The organism is Gordonia jacobaea (assembly GCF_965344965.1).
In the GTDB taxonomy this organism is placed as follows: domain Bacteria; phylum Actinomycetota; class Actinomycetes; order Mycobacteriales; family Mycobacteriaceae; genus Gordonia; species Gordonia jacobaea.
Map to the genome: position 1 here is coordinate 352505 of NZ_CBDRLS010000001.1, position 17837 is coordinate 370341.

The 17837-nt window shown below is 65.1% G+C and carries 16 protein-coding genes; 8 read left to right on the forward strand and 8 right to left on the reverse strand.

Translation table 11 applies throughout. The annotated features are described in order from the left end of the window. Window positions 1-27 precede the first annotated feature (27 nt). Window positions 28-789, reverse strand: coding sequence for an SDR family oxidoreductase (locus ACRVY7_RS01585; RefSeq protein ID WP_049699729.1), 762 nt, complete (start codon window positions 787-789; stop codon window positions 28-30). 201 nt (window positions 790-990) lie between these two features. Here ACRVY7_RS01585 and ACRVY7_RS01590 point away from each other — a divergent pair, with 201 nt between their 5' ends. From ACRVY7_RS01590 to ACRVY7_RS01600, 3 genes are read left to right on the forward strand one after another with little or no spacing between them, the layout of a single operon-like run. Then, window positions 991-1467, forward strand: coding sequence for a MaoC family dehydratase (locus tag ACRVY7_RS01590; protein ID WP_049699833.1), 477 nt, complete (start codon window positions 991-993; stop codon window positions 1465-1467). A 47-nt stretch (window positions 1468-1514) separates the two neighbouring features. Further along, window positions 1515-3026, forward strand: a complete 1512-nt coding sequence (locus tag ACRVY7_RS01595; RefSeq protein ID WP_431815743.1) for an AMP-binding protein — start codon at window positions 1515-1517, stop codon at window positions 3024-3026. After that, entirely contained in the window at window positions 3023-4030 is a 1008-nt protein-coding gene (locus ACRVY7_RS01600; RefSeq protein WP_270486086.1) for an NADP-dependent oxidoreductase, read from the forward strand. Before ACRVY7_RS01595 ends, ACRVY7_RS01600 begins: the two co-directional genes overlap by 4 nt. A 100-nt stretch (window positions 4031-4130) precedes the next feature. Here ACRVY7_RS01600 and ACRVY7_RS01605 read toward each other — a convergent pair whose 3' ends face one another. From ACRVY7_RS01605 to ACRVY7_RS01620, 4 genes are all read right to left on the reverse strand, one after another. Beyond that, on the reverse strand, window positions 4131-7430 hold the full coding sequence (locus ACRVY7_RS01605; protein WP_431815744.1) for an acetyl-CoA carboxylase family protein: 3300 nt from the start codon (window positions 7428-7430) through the stop codon (window positions 4131-4133). After that, complete coding sequence (locus ACRVY7_RS01610; protein ID WP_431815745.1) at window positions 7427-9151, reverse strand: AMP-binding protein; 1725 nt, start codon at window positions 9149-9151, stop codon at window positions 7427-7429. Before ACRVY7_RS01610 ends, ACRVY7_RS01605 begins: the two co-directional genes overlap by 4 nt. A gap of 100 nt (window positions 9152-9251) precedes the next feature. Further along, window positions 9252-9908, reverse strand: coding sequence for an HAD family hydrolase (locus tag ACRVY7_RS01615; RefSeq protein ID WP_431815746.1), 657 nt, complete (start codon window positions 9906-9908; stop codon window positions 9252-9254). A 79-nt stretch (window positions 9909-9987) separates the two neighbouring features. Continuing rightward, window positions 9988-11355, reverse strand: coding sequence for an MFS transporter (locus ACRVY7_RS01620; RefSeq protein ID WP_049699735.1), 1368 nt, complete (start codon window positions 11353-11355; stop codon window positions 9988-9990). Window positions 11356-11608: 253 nt separating this feature from the next. Here ACRVY7_RS01620 and ACRVY7_RS01625 point away from each other — a divergent pair, with 253 nt between their 5' ends. From ACRVY7_RS01625 to ACRVY7_RS01645, 5 genes are all read left to right on the forward strand, one after another. Next, window positions 11609-12694 carry a ferredoxin reductase gene (locus ACRVY7_RS01625; protein WP_431815747.1) on the forward strand — a complete coding sequence of 362 codons (1086 nt, stop codon included), beginning with the start codon at window positions 11609-11611 and terminating at the stop codon, window positions 12692-12694. A 2-nt stretch (window positions 12695-12696) separates the two neighbouring features. Further along, window positions 12697-13884 (forward strand): fatty acid desaturase family protein, encoded by a 1188-nt coding sequence (locus ACRVY7_RS01630; RefSeq protein WP_431815748.1) that lies wholly within the window; start codon window positions 12697-12699, stop codon window positions 13882-13884. A gap of 5 nt (window positions 13885-13889) precedes the next feature. Further along, complete coding sequence (locus ACRVY7_RS01635; RefSeq protein ID WP_049699738.1) at window positions 13890-14198, forward strand: hypothetical protein; 309 nt, start codon at window positions 13890-13892, stop codon at window positions 14196-14198. Window positions 14199-14371: 173 nt separating this feature from the next. Further along, a complete protein-coding gene (locus tag ACRVY7_RS01640; protein WP_431815749.1) occupies window positions 14372-14884 on the forward strand; it encodes a DUF4395 domain-containing protein in 513 nt (170 codons plus the stop codon). 31 nt (window positions 14885-14915) lie between these two features. Beyond that, window positions 14916-15530 carry a class I SAM-dependent methyltransferase gene (locus ACRVY7_RS01645; RefSeq protein WP_431815750.1) on the forward strand — a complete coding sequence of 205 codons (615 nt, stop codon included), beginning with the start codon at window positions 14916-14918 and terminating at the stop codon, window positions 15528-15530. Between the two features lie 45 nt (window positions 15531-15575). On the opposite strand, the gene ACRVY7_RS01650 is transcribed toward ACRVY7_RS01645, so the two are convergent. Genes ACRVY7_RS01650 through ACRVY7_RS01660 form a run of 3 tightly spaced genes read right to left on the reverse strand, consistent with a single transcriptional unit; the run spans window position 15576 to window position 17834 of the window. Continuing rightward, window positions 15576-16529, reverse strand: a complete 954-nt coding sequence (locus ACRVY7_RS01650) for a Ppx/GppA phosphatase family protein (RefSeq protein ID WP_431815751.1) — start codon at window positions 16527-16529, stop codon at window positions 15576-15578. Further along, complete coding sequence (locus tag ACRVY7_RS01655; RefSeq protein ID WP_431815752.1) at window positions 16526-17089, reverse strand: DUF501 domain-containing protein; 564 nt, start codon at window positions 17087-17089, stop codon at window positions 16526-16528. The genes ACRVY7_RS01650 and ACRVY7_RS01655 overlap by 4 nt, the downstream gene beginning before the upstream one ends. A 31-nt stretch (window positions 17090-17120) precedes the next feature. Beyond that, the gene (locus ACRVY7_RS01660; RefSeq protein WP_431815753.1) at window positions 17121-17834 is read right to left on the reverse strand and encodes an FtsB family cell division protein; all 714 of its coding nucleotides are present in this window, start codon (window positions 17832-17834) and stop codon (window positions 17121-17123) included. Window positions 17835-17837 lie beyond the last annotated feature (3 nt).

A 17837-nucleotide genomic window follows, 5' to 3' on the forward strand; every position in this document is an offset into this window, starting at 1 on the left:
TTGATTTTTGGTTGCGCCGCGGGTGGATTAGCGATACTGCGAGGCGTCGCCGAGTCGCTGACCGCCGTCGATCACCATCACCTCGCCGGTCATCCACGACGACGCGTCGGAGGCGAGAAAGACGATGGCCGACGCGATGTCCTCGGGCTCGCCGATTCGGCCGAGCGGCGTGGCAGCGGCAACCTGCGGCTCGTGCTCTCGCCACAGCGCCTCGGCGAGCTTGGTGCGGACGACGCCGGGCGCGACGCCGTTCACCCGGATGCGCGGAGACAACTCGAGGGACAGTTGCTCGGTGAGGTAGATCAACGCCGATTTCGTGGTGTTGTACACGCCGATGTTCGCCTCATGGACCATCCCGCCGATCGACGCGGTGTTGATGACCGATCCCCCGTGCTCACCCATCCACGCCTGCACGGCGAGCTTCGTCCACAGCAGGGGCGCCCAGAGGTTCACGTCGACGGTCTTGGCAAATCGTGCGTGGTCCTGGGCGATGAGCGGGCCGGCGGCGGGGTTGGTCCCGGCGTTGTTCACCAGGATGTCGATGCTGCCGAACCGTTCCAACGTGAGTTCGACGCAGCGTTGCGCAGCGTCCTCGTCGACAGCGTGGGCCGCGACGCCGAGTGCGCGAGGTCCGATCTGAGCCGCCGCGGCGTCGGCCGACTCCTGCTTGCGCGAGGTGACGACCACGTTGGCGCCCGCGTCGGCCAGCGCAGCCGCGGCGGCGAGGCCGATACCGCGCGAGGCACCCGACACCAGTGCCGTCCGTCCGGTGAGGTCGTGAGATGTCATGGCGCAGAGATCCTTTCGATGGTGATCAGGTCGACGCACCCGCGGGGCGTCGTCGACGGCGTCGTTGAGAATCCGCTCGCGAGGCAGAGCGCCCCCTCACAAACCGACCCATAACGTGATCGCAGTCTCGACAACCATCTATAGTTGAAGGTGATTTCAGATTCAATATCGCCCCGTGGCGATCTGATCACAGGAGGAACCTTGACCACAGCAACACAGCCCGTCCGCCCGACCACGGCCGCCGATCTCGCCGAGCTGGTCGGAACCGAACTCGGGCCGACGCCGTGGTACGCCGTCGAGCAGGACCGGGTGAATGCCTTCGCCGACGCCACCGACGACCACCAGTGGATCCACCTCGACACCGAGCGCGCTGCCGCCAGCGACCTCGGCGGGACGATCGCGCACGGCCTGCTCACCCTGTCCCTCGGTCCCCACCTGTCGAGCCAGTTGATCAGGTTCGACGGTTTCGCACACAGCCTCAACTACGGCTACAACAAGGTCCGCTTCCCCGCTCCCGTGCCGGTCGGTTCGCGCGTGCGTATGCGCGTCACCGTCGTGTCCGCCGACGAGGTCTCCGGCGGCATCCAGGTGGTGACGTCGCAGGTCATGGAGCGCGAAGGCTCCGACAAGCCGGTGATGGTCGCCGAATCGATCGCCCGGGTCGTCGCCGCGTCCTGACATGCACAACGACGTGTCCACCCACTTTGATCTGAAAGGCAACTCCCATGGTCAATCTCATCGATCCCGTCGTGCGTCACGCGACGACACGGCCCGATGCGACCGCTCTTCTCGGTGACTCGACGTCACTGACCTACGGCGAGTTCTACGACGCGGCGTTGGCCTATGCCGGTGCGCTGCGTGATGCGGGCATCCGACGCGGAGATCGTGTGCTGCTCGCGGCACCGTCGGTCCCCGAGTTCGCGATTGCCTACATGGGCATTCAGGCACTCGGCGCCACCGTGATCACCGTCAACACGATGTCCACGGCCGCCGAGGTCGGCTACTTCCTGAGCAACTCCGAGGCGTCACTGGCCATCGGGCACGTCACGCTCGGCCCAGCAGTCGCCGACGCGGCAGCCCAGGCCGGTGTTCCGTCCTGGCAACTCGACGCCTCGGCGCTGAGTCCCGGCAACGTGACCGCGACACCGCTCGAGGCCGGCGTCGACCGTGCACCCGACGAGACCGCCGCCCTGCTCTACACCTCTGGCACCACCGGGAAGCCCAAAGGCGCCGAACTGACCGTCAAGAACCTCCTGTCGGCCGGAGAGGTGGCAGGCGAGGTCAGCCGGGGTACTGCAGACGACAGGCTGGGCACCGGACTGCCGCTGTTCCACGTCTTCGGTCAGGCGTCGGTGATGATGGCGGCCTTCACCACGGGCGCATCGATGTCGCTGCTGAGTCGTTTCACACCGCGCGGAATGATCGACATGCTCGCCCGCGATCGGCTGACAGTGCTGTGCGGCGTCCCGACCATGTGGAACGCGATGCTGCACGAGGCAACGGAAGCTGACGCCGAAGGGTTTGCACATCTGCGCGTTGCCGTCTCCGGCGGAGCGTCGCTTCCCGGGGAGATCGCACGCGCCTTCGAGGAGCGCTTCGGGTGCACACTGCTCGAGGGTTACGGGCTGACCGAGACCACCGCGATGGCGACATTCAACGACATCGACCGCGGCGGAAAGATAGGCAGCACCGGCGCCGTCGTGCCGCGGATGCGCGTCGAGGTACGCGACGCCGACGGGGCCGTGTGCGCACCGGGCGTCGTCGGTGAGGTGTTCATCGCGGGCGACATGGTGTTCAAGGGTTACTGGCGCAATGAGGAGGCGACCGCCGCGGCACTGTCGCACGACGGTTGGTTCCGCACAGGCGATCTCGGCGAGATCGATGTCGACGGCGATCTGCGGATCGTCGACCGCGTCAAGGATCTGATCATCCGTGGTGGTTACAACGTCTATCCCGGCGAAGTGGAAGAGATCCTCTATCAGCATCCCGATGTCGTCGAAGCCGCAGTCGTCGGCGTACCCGACAGCCACTACGGCGAAGAAGTCGCGGCGGTCGTCGTACTGACGCCGGGAGCGACGACCACTCACGACGACATCGAGTCGTGGTGCCGAGAGCGTCTGTCCGCCTACAAGATTCCCCGCATGGTCTTGTTCGTCGACGAGCTCCCCAAGGGATCGACCGGAAAGATCCTCAAACGCAACATCGATCGCACCGCCCTGAGGAGGACCACCGCATGAGCTCCGTCAACCGTCAGGTCAGACTCGCGGCCCGACCCACGGGCGAGATCGACGAGAACACTTTCACCGTCACCGAAGAACCGATCCCACAACCGTCGGCGGGCGAGTTCGTTGTCGCCGTCGACTATGTCTCGGTCGATCCCGCCATGCGCGGTTGGCTCGACGACGTTCCGTCGTACATCCCTCCGGTGGGCATCGGAGAGGTGATGCGCGCACACGCCGTCGGCACCGTCGTCGCATCGGAGAATGACACGTACCCGGTGGGCACCGTGGTGTCCGGGCCTTTCGGTGCGCAGGAGTACGCCGTCTCCGACGGTCGGGACATCACGGTGGTCGACACCGATCTCGCGCCCGCACCGACCTGGCTCGGCGCGCTCGGATTTCCCGGTATGACAGCGTATTTCGGCCTGATCGACGTCGCCAAGATGAAGCCGGGTGACACGGTACTGATCTCGGGCGCGGCGGGCGCTGTCGGCAGCGTCGCCGGACAGATCGCGAAGGTGATGGGCTGCAAGGTGATCGGAGTGGCCGGTGGCGAGCGCAAGTGCTCGTGGCTGACCGACGAACTCGGATTCGACGCTGCCATCGACTACAAGCAGGGTTCCATCGGTAGGCCGCTGCGTGCGGCCGCTCCTGAGGGCATCGACGTGTACTTCGACAATGTCGGCGGCGATATTCTCAATTCGGCTCTGGCACAGTTGCGTACGCACGCGCGCGTGGCGATCTGCGGAGCCATCTCGGGGTACAACGCCACGACACCACCGCCCGGACCGTCGCGTTACCTGTCGCTGTTGATCAACCGTGCATCGATGGCGGGATTCATCATCTTCGACTACCGCCGTCGCTATCCGGAGGCCCAGGCCGCATTGCAGGCCTGGATTCGGTCGGGTCAGATCACCGCGGCCGAGCAGGTCGAGAAGGGCGACATCACCGCGTTCGGCGACACGCTCGCCATGCTGTTCTCGGGCGCCAACACGGGCAAGCTGGTGTTGCAGATCCGCTAGTACCCGCTGGAACGAAACCCAGAGCGGGGGAGGAAATTTCCTCCCCCGCTCTGGGTTTTCTGGTGCTGTTGTAGTTGTGTCGCTATTACTGGTGTCGCTCTTACTGGTGTCGCTGACGACCGAGCTGACGAATCCAGGCCCGTGAGTCGGCGGGGTCGATCACGTCGTCGAGTTCGAAGGTCGTGGCCGAGTGCAGCGCCTTGCCGTGTTCGTACGCCTTCGCCACCAACTCGGCGAACAACGCGTCCCGCTCGGCAGGATCGTCGACCGCCTCGAGTTCCTTTCGGAATCCCAGTCGTACCGAGCCCTCCAGTCCCATCGGACCGATCTCGCCGGTCGGCCACGCGACGGTGAACTGCGGTGCGTGGAATGAACCGCCCGCCATCGCCATCGCCCCGAGCCCGTAGCCCTTGCGCAGGATGATCGTTCCCAACGGCACCGTCAGCCGCGCACCCGCGACGAACAACCGCGAGAACCGCCGCACGGTCGCATGCTCCTCTGACTCCGGCCCCACCATGAATCCCGGTGTGTCACACAGGGTCACCACCGGAAGACTATGCGCTTCGCACATTTCCAGGAAGTCGGCAGCCTTGTCCGCGGCCTCCGCGTCGATCGCGCCACCGAGGTGCGCAGTCGAGTTCGCGACCACTCCGTATGCCACGCCTTCGACTCGGATCAGCGCGGTGACGACTCCCATGCCGTAATCTGCCCGCACCTCGAGCGTCGAGAAGGGATCCGCGATGGAGTCGATCGCCTCGCGAACGTCGTAGGCGCGCAGTCGATTCTCGGGGACCACATGCCTGGAGAGCCTGGTGTCCGGCGCCTCCCAGTCGACGACGTCGCCCTGGAAGTACGCCAGGTATCGCCGTGCCAGATCGACGGCGTCTGCCTCGTCACGCGCCGCGATATGCACGACGCCGTTGCGACGCTGGAGATCGACCGGACCGATGTCCTCGGGTCGGAAGACGCCGAGACCACCGCCCTCGACCATTGCCGGACCACCCATGCCGATGTTGGCTTCAGGTGTGGCGATGAGAACGTCGCACGCGCCGGCGAGCGCGGCGTTGCCCGCGAAACACCGTCCCGAGACAACTGCGACCGTCGGCACTCGGCCGCGCAGCGAGGCCATCTCGCGAAACGTGTTGAGTTCCAGGCCCGCCGCGCCGTTGGCATCGGTGTCGCCCGGCCGGCCTCCACCGCCCTCGGCGAAGAGCACGAGGGGAACATTCTTGCGCTTGGCCAATTCGATCAGGCGATCGGTCTTGGCGTGGTTACGCAACCCCTGCGTGCCCGCCAGCACCGTGTAGTCGTACGAGATCACCACAGCTTCAGCAGCTTTGGCACCGAACCGGTCGGCACCGATCGTCGCGACGCCGCCAACCAGTCCGTCTGCGGGGGTGTTCGCAACGAGGTCTTCTTCGGTGCGGCGCGTGCGCTGGGCGGCGAGTGCCAGCGCCCCGTACTCGATGAAGCTGCCCTCGTCGACGAGGTCGGTGATGTTCTCCCGAGCGGTACGTCGACCGATTCGGTGGCGCTTGGCAACCGCGCCCGGGCGCGCGGCGTCGAGCGTCACCTCGTGCCGCGCGTTGATCTCGGCGAGATCGGGCCGGATGTGGTCCGGGTCGATCTCGGCACGAGTCTCGACGCCGGCATCACCACCCGCAGCTCCGACGACAGCCAGCGGCTGACCCGTCGCTACGGCCTGGCCCGGATCGACCAGCGCCCGGATCAGTGTTGCCGCTGCGGGCATGGTCACGGTGTGCTGCATCTTCATCGCTTCCAGCACGACGAGTGCCGTCCCGGGCGCCGCTGCGACGCCCGCCTCGGCCACCTCGACGACGACACCCGACATCGGTGCCACCAGCACGTCCTCACCGTCGGCGAGCTCGACGCTGGCATCCGGCGACGCGGCGTCGTCGGCGATCGGCGCATCCGCGCCTGCGGCGTCGAAGTCGGTTGCGCGCGCGACGAGTTCGTCGATGTGCTCGCCCAGATAGCCCGTCGTGACCGAGCCTGCGCCAAATGCCTTGTCGCTGAGTATCGCGCGCAGCAGACCGACGTTGGTCGCGACGCCGTCGATGACGAATTCGGCCAACGCGTCGGCGGTTTTGCGCGTCGCGATGGTGAAGTCGCCCCGCGCGGTGTGGCCGATCACCTTGGCGAGCAACGAGTCGTAGCGCGGGCTCGTCGTGAGACCCGGCCGCCCGAACGTGTCCACCCGCACCCCGGGACCGGTTGGCGCGGAGAACGATCGCAAGGTGCCCGATTGCGGCACCGTTGTGCCGTCCGAGGTTGTGGTCTCCATGTTCACGCGAGCCTGGATCGCGACACCCGCGGCATCAACGGGCGTTCCGGTCACGGATTCTCCGTCTGACGTGATGCCCGCGGGTAGCCCCAACTCGCCGAATCGCCGGTCTGCGGCGATGGCCAACCCGATCTCGACGAGGTCGCAGCCGGTCACCTCCTCGGTAATGGTGTGCTCCACCTGAATTCGCGGATTGACCTCGAGGAAGACGAATCGGTCTCCCGCGACGAGAAACTCGACAGTCGCCAGACCGCGATATCCGTTGGCGGCACACAGCCGAGCCGCGCATGCGTGCAACCCGGCACGCATGTCGTCGGAGAGGTGTTGTGCCGGTGCGATCTCGATGAGCTTCTGATGCCTGCGCTGCACACTGCAGTCGCGATCGCCGAGCGCGAGTGCTGTTGTTCCTGAAGCCCCAGTTCCTGAAGCTCCTGTCCCCGAGTCGGACTCCGCCGAGATGATCTGCACCTCGATGTGCCGCGCCGAACCGCAGAGTTCCTCGGCGAACAGGTCCGCGTTGCCGAATCCTGCCTGCGCCTCTGCGGCACATGCCTTCATCGCGTCGGCGATCTGGTCGGGAGAGGTGACCTCGCGCATGCCTCGACCGCCACCGCCTGCAACCGCTTTGATCATCACGCCCGACGGGTGTGCGGCAAGCAGTTGGGCGACCTGCGTCTCGTCGACCCCGCTCTCGGTAGCGTCGAGTACGGGTACATCTGCGGCGATCGCTGCTCGTCTGGCCGACGCTTTGTCGCCGAACGTCTCGAGAGCCTCCGCCGACGGACCGACGAACCGTAGCCCTGCGGCAGCGCAGGCTCGCGCCAAACGCGGCTCCTCGCTGAGGAATCCGTATCCGGGATGAATAAACGTGGCGCCGGTGCGCTGTGCGGCGTCGATGATCGCGTCGACGTCGAGGTACGCCTGCGCCCCGACGCCCTCGAGCGCGACGGCCTCGTCGGCGGCACTGACGTGTGGTGACTGCGCGTCGTCGGCGGCATACACCGCGACGACGCGATGCCCGGTTTCGCGCGCGGTGCGGATGATGCGGAGTGCGATCTCCCCGCGGTTCGCCACGAGGACGGTTGCTGAACTCATGCTTTGCCAACCTTCGCGAAGAGATCGCCCTTGCGGACCTTGCCCGTCGCGGTCATCGGAAGCTGATCGATGATCTCGACCTCGGGCACCTTGTAGCCTGCCATGTTCTGTCGAGCCCATGCGACGATCTCGTCGGCCGTGAGCTTCTCTCCGTCGCGTAGTTGCACGAATGCGAAGGCGATCTGACCTCGTCGTCGATCCGGTTTGGGTACCACCGCAGCCTTGTCGACGGCCGGATGAAGCATCAGCAGCGACTCGACCTCGGAGGGGAAGACGCTCATGCCGTTGGTCTTGATCATCTCCTTGTTGCGCGCCAGGTAGTGCAGCGCTCCGCGGTCACTGAACTTGCCGAAATCGCCTGTCTGGAGCCAACCGTCGCGCAATGCGTCGGCAGTCGCCTCGGGATTGCGGTGGTAGCCCAGCATCACCGACGGACTACGCACGATGATCTGACCCTCGCTACCGAGCGGAACCGGATTGCCATCGGCGTCGACGATCAGGATGTCGGTTCCGGGAACGGGCACGCCGCAGAACACCGGGTCGCCCAACAGGTCGTAGTCGTCGGCGGAATAGCCGAGCGTGATGGTGTCCGCGGTGTGCGTTTCGGTCATCCCGTAGCTGCCTTCGCGCAACGTGTTCCCGGTCGCCTCGCGCCAGCGAGCCCGGACCGTCGGGTCGAGTTTGGACACAAACGACACCGCGAGCGGGTTGGTCAACGATGTGAGGTCGTGCGTCGAAAAGTCCTCGCGCTCCATCAATTCGATGTAGTTGTCGACGGTGCCGATCATCGAATCCACGCGATAGTTCTCGATGCTGTCGAGTACGACACGCGCGTCCCATCTCGTCAGCAAGACGACGGTGTCGCCGTTCACCAGCGGGACCAGGATGCCGGTGTCCTCCCCTGCGATCCAGAACACCGGCATGAAAACCAGCGACGCGCCATGCACGGCCCCGACCCGACGACCATGGGCCGCAGTCGCCGTCACGGCGGTGTAGAGCATGTGCGCCTGAGTGTGCTGACAGCCCTTGGGCATTCCGGTCGTACCGCCCGTATAGTTCAGCGCGGCAAGACGATCGGGGTCGATCTCCGGGAAGTCGGCAGGCGCAGGCGTTGCGACGATCCGAGCCCAGTCCGTCTCCTGCCCGGTGCGCTCGAACGGCGCGTCGGGACTGTCCGCGAGCAGCATGTCGGAGGGATCCGTCGTCGCGACGACGCGCACCTGAGTGCGATCGCGAACCGCGTCGACGAGGCCGGCGAGCGCGGGTTGGGTCAGCACCACACTCACCTCGGCGTCGGCAAGTTCATGAGCGAGTTCGTGCTCGCGCAGCATCGGATTCACGGGCACATGGACGGCACCCAGTTTGAGGATCGCGAGCATCGTGATGTGGAACTGCGGACAGTTGCCGAGGTACAGGCCAACACTGTCGCCGACGCCGATCCCCTGGGCGCGAAGCCAGCCGGCGACGCTGTCGGATAGTGCGTCGTACTCGGCATAGGTGATCTCGCGTCCATAGAAGGCGATCGCGACCGCAGCGGGAGTCTCGCGTGCCCAGTGCCGCAGGTAGCCGACGATGCCCTGCGCGTCGACCGAGGATTCCACGGTCCGCGGGACGTCGACGGGCCAGTGCGTCTGCTGGACGCGGCCGACCTCGGCCAACGCGATCTCGAGCGGGTCGTCGACTGCTGGTGTCGGCGAGGTGGTCGTCGTTGAGGTGTTCACAGTGCATCTCCTCGGATTTCGATCATGCGTCCACGCGGTGGACATCTGCGGTGCCGACGTCGCGGTCCGACCTCGACACAGTTGGCTGCCTACAAAGAACTCACGCGGTTGCGGGCAGCCCGAACGTCTCGCTCAATTGCCTCGCCGTGTCAGCGCCGTCGGTATGGAGGACCCCCGCGATCCCGAGCTTCGCCGCACCGTCGAGGTTCTGTTGGAGGTCGTCGATCATCACGGATTCCTGCGGGGCCACCCCGAGCCTTTCGCACGCGATCTCGAAGATCCGCCGCGACGGCTTGCGTATCCCGACCTCTGACGAGATGACAACGACATCCGCGAGCTCACTCAACTCGAAGCCCGCATAGGTATCTCGTCCGAATGCGTTGGACACCAAGGCAACCGGAACCGATGCAGCGCGCAGCCTGCTCAGCATCGCGACCGTCTCGTCGTCACGCTCGAGTCGATGCTGCATTCTCGCGGAGAGCCCTTCGGAGGACACAGTCACGCCATGCGCCCCGAGCCGGGCGGCGAAACCCACGTCGAAGGCCTCGGCGTCGATCCGACCTGCTTCATGATCGGCGAGCAACGTGCGCGATTGCTCGTCGTGTCCGAGCAGATGCAGCGGAAGGTCGCGGTTACCGATCTCGGTGCCGAAGCCGCGGAATGCGTCGAGCACGCTGGTGGTCACCACTCCCCCGAAGTCGACGAGTACGGCTGATCGCGTAGTTGAACTCGATCGCACAGTTGAACTTGAGGTCATATTCAATTTGTAACACACGACACGTCCCCGACAACAGAGCTGCCCACCTCACAAAGGTGGGCAGCTCTGTCGTCGTGAGTCAGTTCGTGGCGGCGAGACCGGGCACCGCGTTCGGATCCTCTCGAACCGACGCGGGATTCGTCTCCCGCAGACGCCATGCCGACGCACAGGTGATCAGCCCCATCACCGCGACGAAGGCGGCGACCAACGTCGTGGTTCCGGTAGCCGAGATCAGCCAGGTCATGATGAACGGCGTCGATCCGCTGATCAGGATGGCGGCGAGCTGGTAGGCCAGCGAGGCGCCGGAGTACCGGACGTGCGGTTCGAACAGCTCACCCATGTACGCGGCGACAGGCCCGTAGGTCATCGACTGGAACACAGCAGCCACCGAGACCGCGATCATGAACATCGGCAACGACGCCGTGTTGACGAGCATGAAGTACGGGAACGCCCACAGCAGAATCCCGAGGCCACCGATGATGATCAGCGGTCGGCGTCCGATCCTGTCCGACAACGAACCCGCCCAGATCGTGACCGGGAGCGAGACGAGGCAACTGAGCATGGACCCGATCAGCAATTGGTCGCGATCCATGCCGAGTTCGGCTGTCGCATAGCTCAATACGCCCGCAATCGAGATGTAGAAGATGGAGTTGGTAGCCGCGAGCAGCCCGCAACCCAGCAAGATCGTCCGCCAGTGCTTCTTGACAGCCTCGACCAGCGGCGCCTGCACAATTTCCTGCCTACCCTCAGCGACTTCCTGTTCCAGCTCCTTGAACTCGTCACTGTCCTCGACACGCGTCTGGATGAAGTAGACCACCGGGAACAGCACGACGCTGAGCAGGAACGGAATACGCCAACCCCATTCGAGGAACGCCGAATTCGACACCGCAGAACTCGATCCCAGGAAGATCAGATTGCCCAGCAGGACACCGCATGCCACACCCATTTGACCGAAGGTGCCCGCGAAACCGCGCCGCTTGGGGCTTGCAGATTCCGTCAGCAACAGCACGATTCCGCCCCATTGCCCGCCACATGCCAGCCCCTGCAGGAATCGCAACGAGACCAACAGGATCGGCGCCGCGACTCCGATCGTTCCAGCGGTCGGCAGGCACCCGATCAGGAATGTCGCCAAGCCCATCACGAACAAGCACACCACCACGACGGGCTTTCGCCCGAACTTGTCGCCGTAGTGGCCCGCCACGATGCCGCCGATCGGGCGCGCGACGAAGCCAGCCCAGAAGGTGCTGAACGACAGCAATGTCCCCATCAGCGGCGACGAGTCCGGAAAGAAGATATGCGGGAACACCAGTGCCGCAGCAGTCCCGTATAGGAAGAAGTCGTACCACTCGATCGAGCTACCGACGAGCCCTGCGGCAAGCAACTTCCGATGCGCTCGCCTCCTTCCCTGCGCGACCTCGTCGCCCTGGGCAACCACTTCTGATGTCATCGATTACTCCTCATTCGGCTTCAGCAGGTTGAACTGAATATGAGTTCATATTCAGAGACAAACGTCGTGATGTCAATCACTTGAGACGAAACGAAGTGATGTGGCTCATCTTGAGACACACGGAGAGAGCTGGCTTGCAGATCCGATACGGGGTGCACATCCGAGAGAACTCGTGCAACACTATTCAGAGCACAGTCGTTCACTGAATGGCTGTGACAGCCACACGAATCACCGCTTCCGAACGGAGCACACCATGAGTATCCGTCTTCCCGAGATGATCGGATCGGTCGTCGAAGCAGGGCTCTCGCCGCATCCGGTCGACCGGTACCTCGAACTGCTCGACCCCATGATCACCTGGCGCGATCTGCGCGCAAAGGTCGTCGATGTGACACGTCCGACCTCGCGAACCGTCCGCATCACATTGGCACCGACCAGGCAGTGGCGCGGCCACCGCGCGGGGCAGTTCATCCAGCTCAAGGTGGTTATCGACGGCGTCAGACACGTCCGCTGCTTCTCCCCTGCCAACGCACAGGGACACTCCGATGTCATCGAGTTGACCATCACCGCCCACGACGACGGGTTCGTCTCGACCTACCTTCGCGACAATGCGAGAGTCGGCGACGTCTACGGCCTCGAACAGGCCGACGGCGACTTCGTCCTACCCCGGAGCCCGGCGGGCCCGGTCGTGTTCATCAGCGGCGGCAGCGGCGTCACGCCTACCCTGTCGATGTTGAGAACACTTGTAGCCTCAGCGCACAGGGGCCCCATCACGTTCATTCACTACGCACGGACGCCCGACGACGTCGCATACGCCACCGAGCTCAATGCGCTCGCGGCCGCGCACTCGAACGTCGACGTGCGCCTGCGGTACACCCGCGGAGCCCACGGAGACCTCGAGGCAGGACACTTCACGACGGGGCATCTCGACGACATCGCTCTCGACGACGCCGACGTCTTCGTCTGCGGACCGTCGACGCTGATGGATGCTGTCATCGACCATCTCGCCGACGCCCACCCCACCGCGCGAGTGCACAGTGAATCCTTCCGCCCGGCTCCGGCGGCGATCATCGATCCCGACGAACCGATCTCCGGCGACGTCGCATTCACGACGTCCGGCAAGGTCGCAGCCAACGACGGCCGCACCATTCTCGATCAGGCGGAATCCGCAGGACTGTCTCCCAAGTCGGGCTGCCGAATGGGAATCTGCTTCTCCTGCACCGCAGTAAAGAAATCCGGCTGCACCCGCAACGTGCTGACCGGCGACATCGACAGCGAAGCCGACAAGCAGATCCAGCTGTGCATCAACGCACCTGTCGGCGACGTGGAAATCGAGGTTTAACAATGACTGTCACCACCATCACCCCGTCCGAACACACCAACGTCCCGCCCGCACTGCGCGGGTCGTCGGACCCCAACACCCTTCACCTGAGCTACGAGCAGGTCGAAGCGCTCGGTCGCGACCTCGACGAGGTGCGCGCGCGGGTCGTCGCCGACCTCGGCTCGAAGGACCGCGAATACCTGTACTCGATCATCCGCGCGCAGCGTGGTTTCGAGATCGCCGGGCGCGGACTGCTGTTCTTCGGCTGGTTCCCGCCCGCGTGGATCGCAGGCGTCGGCGCGCTGAGCGTGTCCAAGATCCTCGACAACATGGAGATCGGGCACAACGTCATGCACGGCCAGTACGACTGGATGCGTGAAGACACCTACAACTCGCGCGAATTCGAGTGGGACACCGTGTGCCCCGCCGAGCAGTGGCGCCACAGCCACAACTACGTGCACCACACGTTCACCAACATCATCGGCGAGGACCGCGACATCGGCTACGGCATCCTCCGAATGGCGCGCGACCAGAAGTGGAACCCCTACTACCTGGGCAATCTCGGGTACGCGACGGCGCTGATGTTGCTGTTCGAGTGGGGCGTGATGCTCCACGACCTCGAGGCCGAGAACATCGTGGCGGGCAAGCGCAAGTGGACCGACGTCAAGGGCCTGGTCAAGGGCATGTGGCGCAAGGCGAGCAGGCAGGTTCTCAAGGACTACATCGTGTTCCCGGCGCTGTCGGGTCCGTTCTTCCTGCCGACGCTGCTGGGCAATGCCAGTGCCAACCTGGTGCGCAATCTGTGGGCGTACTCGATCATCTTCTGCGGCCACTTCCCCACCGGCGCACAGACATTCACCGCCGAAGAATGCAAGGACGAGACGCGCGGCCAGTGGTACCTGCGACAGATGCTCGGCTCGGCGAACATCACCGGGAGCAGCCTGTTCCACATCATGAGCGGCAACCTCTCGCACCAGATCGAGCACCACCTCTTCCCCGACATTCCCGCGAGCCGCTACCCCACGATCTCCGAGGATGTCCAGGCGATCTGCCAGAAGTACGGCCTGCCGTACAACACCGGGCCACTGCACCAGCAGTTGACGTCGACGTGGTCGAAGATCGCGAAGCTCTCGCTGCCCAACTTCATGACCTCCGATGACAACGATCTCACCGTCATCGTCGAGCGAGAGAAGTCGGCCGGAGTAGCCTGACGCCCATGATCGATCGCTACGAACGAAACAAGGACTTCGTCCAGGAGATCGTCGAATCCACCGCAACGCACGTCGGACGGATCGCGACGATCATCACGACGGCGGTCGCCGACGTCGCGCGCGAAGTCGGCGACATCGTCACCGACGGTTTCGAGATGCGTGATGCGGCTCGAAAGGCCAAAGCCGACGACCATCGCGAGGTGGTCGACGCGGAGTTGGTCGACGCAATCGACGATGCCGACGCCACCGAGACGGCGATCCGAGCCATCGAGACCGACCGCAAGGACGCATCCGAAGAGCATCACCGCGCCTAGTTCGTCGCACTGTCACAGCGGGGCCTGATCCGATCAGGCCCCGCTGCTGTGTCTGCAGATCAATCCGCGCAGGTCAGCGGGGTTCCGATCACCGTGACGGCAACGTTGGCAGCCGAGATAGGGTGCACCGTAAAGTTGTGGTGTTTCGCTAGCCGCATCTGCCTGGGAGTCCCGTGTCCGCACCAGCCATCCTCACCTTCCCCAACCCGGTCAACGAGTATGCCGCGCGGTCGACGGCAGGGCTGGTCGTCATCCTGGCGATCGTCGCCATCGTGGTGAATCACCCCATCGTCTACGCGTTGCTTGCCCTCGGATTCCTGCTGCGCGTGATGGCAGGCCCCAAGCTGTCGCCGTTCGGGCAACTCTCCGTGCGGGTCATCGCCCCCAAGATCTGGCGTAAGAGCAAGCTCGTCCCCGGACCACCCAAGCGCTTCGCACAAGCCATCGGACTCGCCTTCTCCACCACGGCGCTGGTTCTGAGTCTGCTCGGCTACGGACTGGCCGCGCAGATCGTCGTCGGGCTGCTGACCGTCGCGGCGTTGTTGGAATCGGTGTTCGGATTCTGCCTCGGCTGCGTGATCTTCGGGTTCCTGCAGCAGCGCGGCGTGATCCCCGAGGACGTGTGCGAGGCCTGCAACAACATCTGGCTACGCAACCCGGAGCAGGCACCCGCCGACACTCACTGAGTTACCCCGGCGCCGATGTAACACTGACACGGTGGAACAGCCCGGATACGACGCGCTGGCGCAGCTATACGCCGACTCCTTTCCGACGCCGTATCAGTGTGCCGTCGAACGTCATGCCGTCGAGGCATTTGCCGACGAGGTCCGCGAGCATGATCCATCCGCGACCGTCTTCGACGTCGGCTGCGGAATCGGCCACGTCACAGCCGATCTCGTCCGGTGGGGCGTACGAACGGTCGGTCTCGAACCCAGCAACGGGATGCGCACCATCGCGATGCGTACACACCCTGAGTGTCACTTCATCGACGACGACGCGCTACTCACGCGAGCTGCGGCTGACATCGAGTGCGGCGCAATCCTGGCTCGCTTCAGTCTGATTCACGTGCCACCCGATGAACTGCCCGCCGTGCTTGCGGCCTGGGCAACCCGATTGACCAGCGGAGCACCGGTGTTGATCGGCACTCAGGCATCGCTGAACGCCGACACCATCGCATTCGATCAGCGCGTCGCGCCTGCCTGGCGCTGGAATCCGGATGCGCTCGCGCGCATGCTGTTCGACGCAGGCTTCGACGAAGCGTGGCGGTTGATCGCGCAGGCCGACGACACACATCGGTTCCCCGAACTCCACCTGATGGCGCGGCGACGGTGAAGGTTGTGTTGTGACACGGCTTTTCGCGTCCCAACCAGCGAGGGCCTAGTCCAGCAAGCCCAGGGCGATGCCGTCCAGGATGTCGTGCTCGCTGACGACGAGCTCGGAGATGCCTGCGCGCTCGGACAGGACCCTAGCGAGTTCCAGCGTCACCAGCGCGCCACCGCCGATCACATCGACGCGGCCGGGATGCATCGGTCCCAGCGCTGCGCGAGCGTCGCGAGTCATCGCGACGAGGTCGTGGCAGACGCGGTCGAGGTCGTCGATTCCGATGCGCGACAGGTGAATTGCGTCGGAGTCGTAGACGTCCATCCCCGCGTTCACGGCCGCGATGGTGGTGAGTGTCCCGGCGACACCGACCCAGGTGCGCGCCCGCTCGACCGGCACGGCGTCGAATGCAACGGCGAGTCTGTCGTGGATGAACTGCGTGGCGCTACGAACCTCGTCGGCGGTGGGCGGGTCGGAATGCAGGGCGCGTTCGGTGGTGCGCACGCATCCGACGTCAGCGGAGTACGCGGCCGACACTCCCTCAGCATCGCCGAGCACGACCTCGGTGGAGCCGCCACCGAGATCGGTGACAACAAACGGCCCTTCGGTGGGATCGAGTTCGCCGACGGCACCGCGGAACGACAGCCGTGCCTCCTCATCGCCGGTGATCACCTCGGCCTGCGCCCCCTCGACGACGCATCCGAGCAGCTCCGCAGTCATCGCGAAGAAAACGTCGCGGTTGCGCGCGTCGCGGGTGGCCGAAGTAGCAACCATACGGACGCGTTCGACGCCGAGCGCGCGCATCACGTCGACGTAGTCGGCGAGCGCGACCCTGGTTCTCTCGATCGCCTCGTCGGCGAACTGCCCCGTGGCGTCGACACCCTGCCCGAGGCGCACGACCCGCATCTCGCGGTGCAGATCGCGCAGGCCGCCGGCGGGTGGCGCGGCCTCTTCCGCGACGAGAAGTCGGATGGAGTTGGTGCCGCAGTCGACGGCGGCAACCACGGTCACCGGTCGGACTCCGCGTCGTCTGTGGTTGCGGGAACGTCGGGCCAGTCGGCTGGAATCGCGGTGCCGCGCATGCCATTTGCGGCGGCGAGCGCCACGGCCTCGTCGCCGAGGGGATTGACACCCGGACCCTTCGCGAGCGAGTGCGCGATCAGGACATGGAGGCACTTGACCCGATCCGGCATGCCGCCGCCGGAGAAGTCGGTGCCGAGCGATTCGATGGCGTCACGTTCGGCGAGGAATGACTCGTGCGCACGACGGTAGGCGGCGGCGAGATCGTCGTCGACGGCCAGGCGTGCGGTCATCTCCTTCATCACACCTGCCGATTCGAGTCGACTCGCCTCCGCGGTCAAGCGGGGATCGGTGAGGTAGTAGAGCGTCGGAAACGGGGTGCCGTCGGGTAGACGCGGGGTGGTCTTGACGACGGCGGGTACGCCGTCCGGAGTGCGATAACTGACCTCGATCACGCCGCGCGGTTCACGGCCGAGTTGTGTGGCGATGGTGGCGAGGTCGTCGTCGCTCACCTGCTGGCCGGCAGATTGGTTGCCGTCGGATGTACTCACGCTTCTTTGCTACCAGTTCGGTGCGGCGAACTCAGTGCGACCCCGGCGCGTCGGCTCCGGGCGGGGTCGATACGGACTGCCACAGGTTGCCGTACCAGGAGTTGGCCTCGTGTGCCGCTTCGCGCTGACGCTCAGCGCTTCGAGCCGCCTCATCGGGATAGAGCATGACGAACGGCGTCTCGCCGGGCTTGACCAGCTTGAGTCGTTCTCGTGCCTTGGCCTCGATGTAGGCGGGATCGTTCTGCTCGTTGACCTTCTGCTGGTAGTCGGCGACCTGGTCGCGCAACTGCGCATTCGACTCTTCGAGCTGCGAGAACTCGGTGTGCTGCGAAAAGTACGTACGCAGCGGCATGGCCAAGGTGAGCGCGACGACACCGATGACCAACGACAGCACCACTGCACGTTTTGCATCGACGTGGTGAAGTCGCTGCGCCAATCGTTCGGTGAATCCCGCCCGTCGTCGACGTTGCGCTCGCAGCCGCTCACGTTCGCGACGCACGTCAGAGATCTCGTCACCGGACTCGCTCTCGCTGTCGGGGACGTCGTCGGTGTGTGCGTCGGAAACCTCGGCGTCGAAGTCGATGATCGAGTCGTCGTAGATCTCCTGTTCGCCGGTCTCGATGACCGAGACCGGCGAACGGCGAGAAGTAGACCGCTCGCGCCGGGGCGCCTTACGGGCACGCTCCCGAGAGCGGGGATCGCTCGTCGACGCACGCGTGCGCCGACGCCCTGAGCCCTGTGCCATGGG

What these genes read in the sequence shown, in the direction of transcription:
- ACRVY7_RS01620 (WP_049699735.1), bottom strand. Translation starts at nt 11,355, where the DNA reads ATGACATCAGAAGTGGTTGCCCAGGGCGACGAGGTCGCGCAGGGAAGG.
- ACRVY7_RS01600 (WP_270486086.1), top strand. Translation starts at nt 3,023, where the DNA reads ATGAGCTCCGTCAACCGTCAGGTCAGACTCGCGGCCCGACCCACGGGC.
- ACRVY7_RS01635 (WP_049699738.1), top strand. Translation starts at nt 13,890, where the DNA reads ATGATCGATCGCTACGAACGAAACAAGGACTTCGTCCAGGAGATCGTC.
- ACRVY7_RS01585 (WP_049699729.1), bottom strand. Translation starts at nt 789, where the DNA reads ATGACATCTCACGACCTCACCGGACGGACGGCACTGGTGTCGGGTGCC.
- ACRVY7_RS01605 (WP_431815744.1), bottom strand. Translation starts at nt 7,430, where the DNA reads ATGAGTTCAGCAACCGTCCTCGTGGCGAACCGCGGGGAGATCGCACTC.
- ACRVY7_RS01630 (WP_431815748.1), top strand. Translation starts at nt 12,697, where the DNA reads ATGACTGTCACCACCATCACCCCGTCCGAACACACCAACGTCCCGCCC.
- ACRVY7_RS01615 (WP_431815746.1), bottom strand. Translation starts at nt 9,908, where the DNA reads ATGACCTCAAGTTCAACTGTGCGATCGAGTTCAACTACGCGATCAGCC.
- ACRVY7_RS01625 (WP_431815747.1), top strand. Translation starts at nt 11,609, where the DNA reads ATGAGTATCCGTCTTCCCGAGATGATCGGATCGGTCGTCGAAGCAGGG.
- ACRVY7_RS01660 (WP_431815753.1), bottom strand. Translation starts at nt 17,834, where the DNA reads ATGGCACAGGGCTCAGGGCGTCGGCGCACGCGTGCGTCGACGAGCGAT.
- ACRVY7_RS01595 (WP_431815743.1), top strand. Translation starts at nt 1,515, where the DNA reads ATGGTCAATCTCATCGATCCCGTCGTGCGTCACGCGACGACACGGCCC.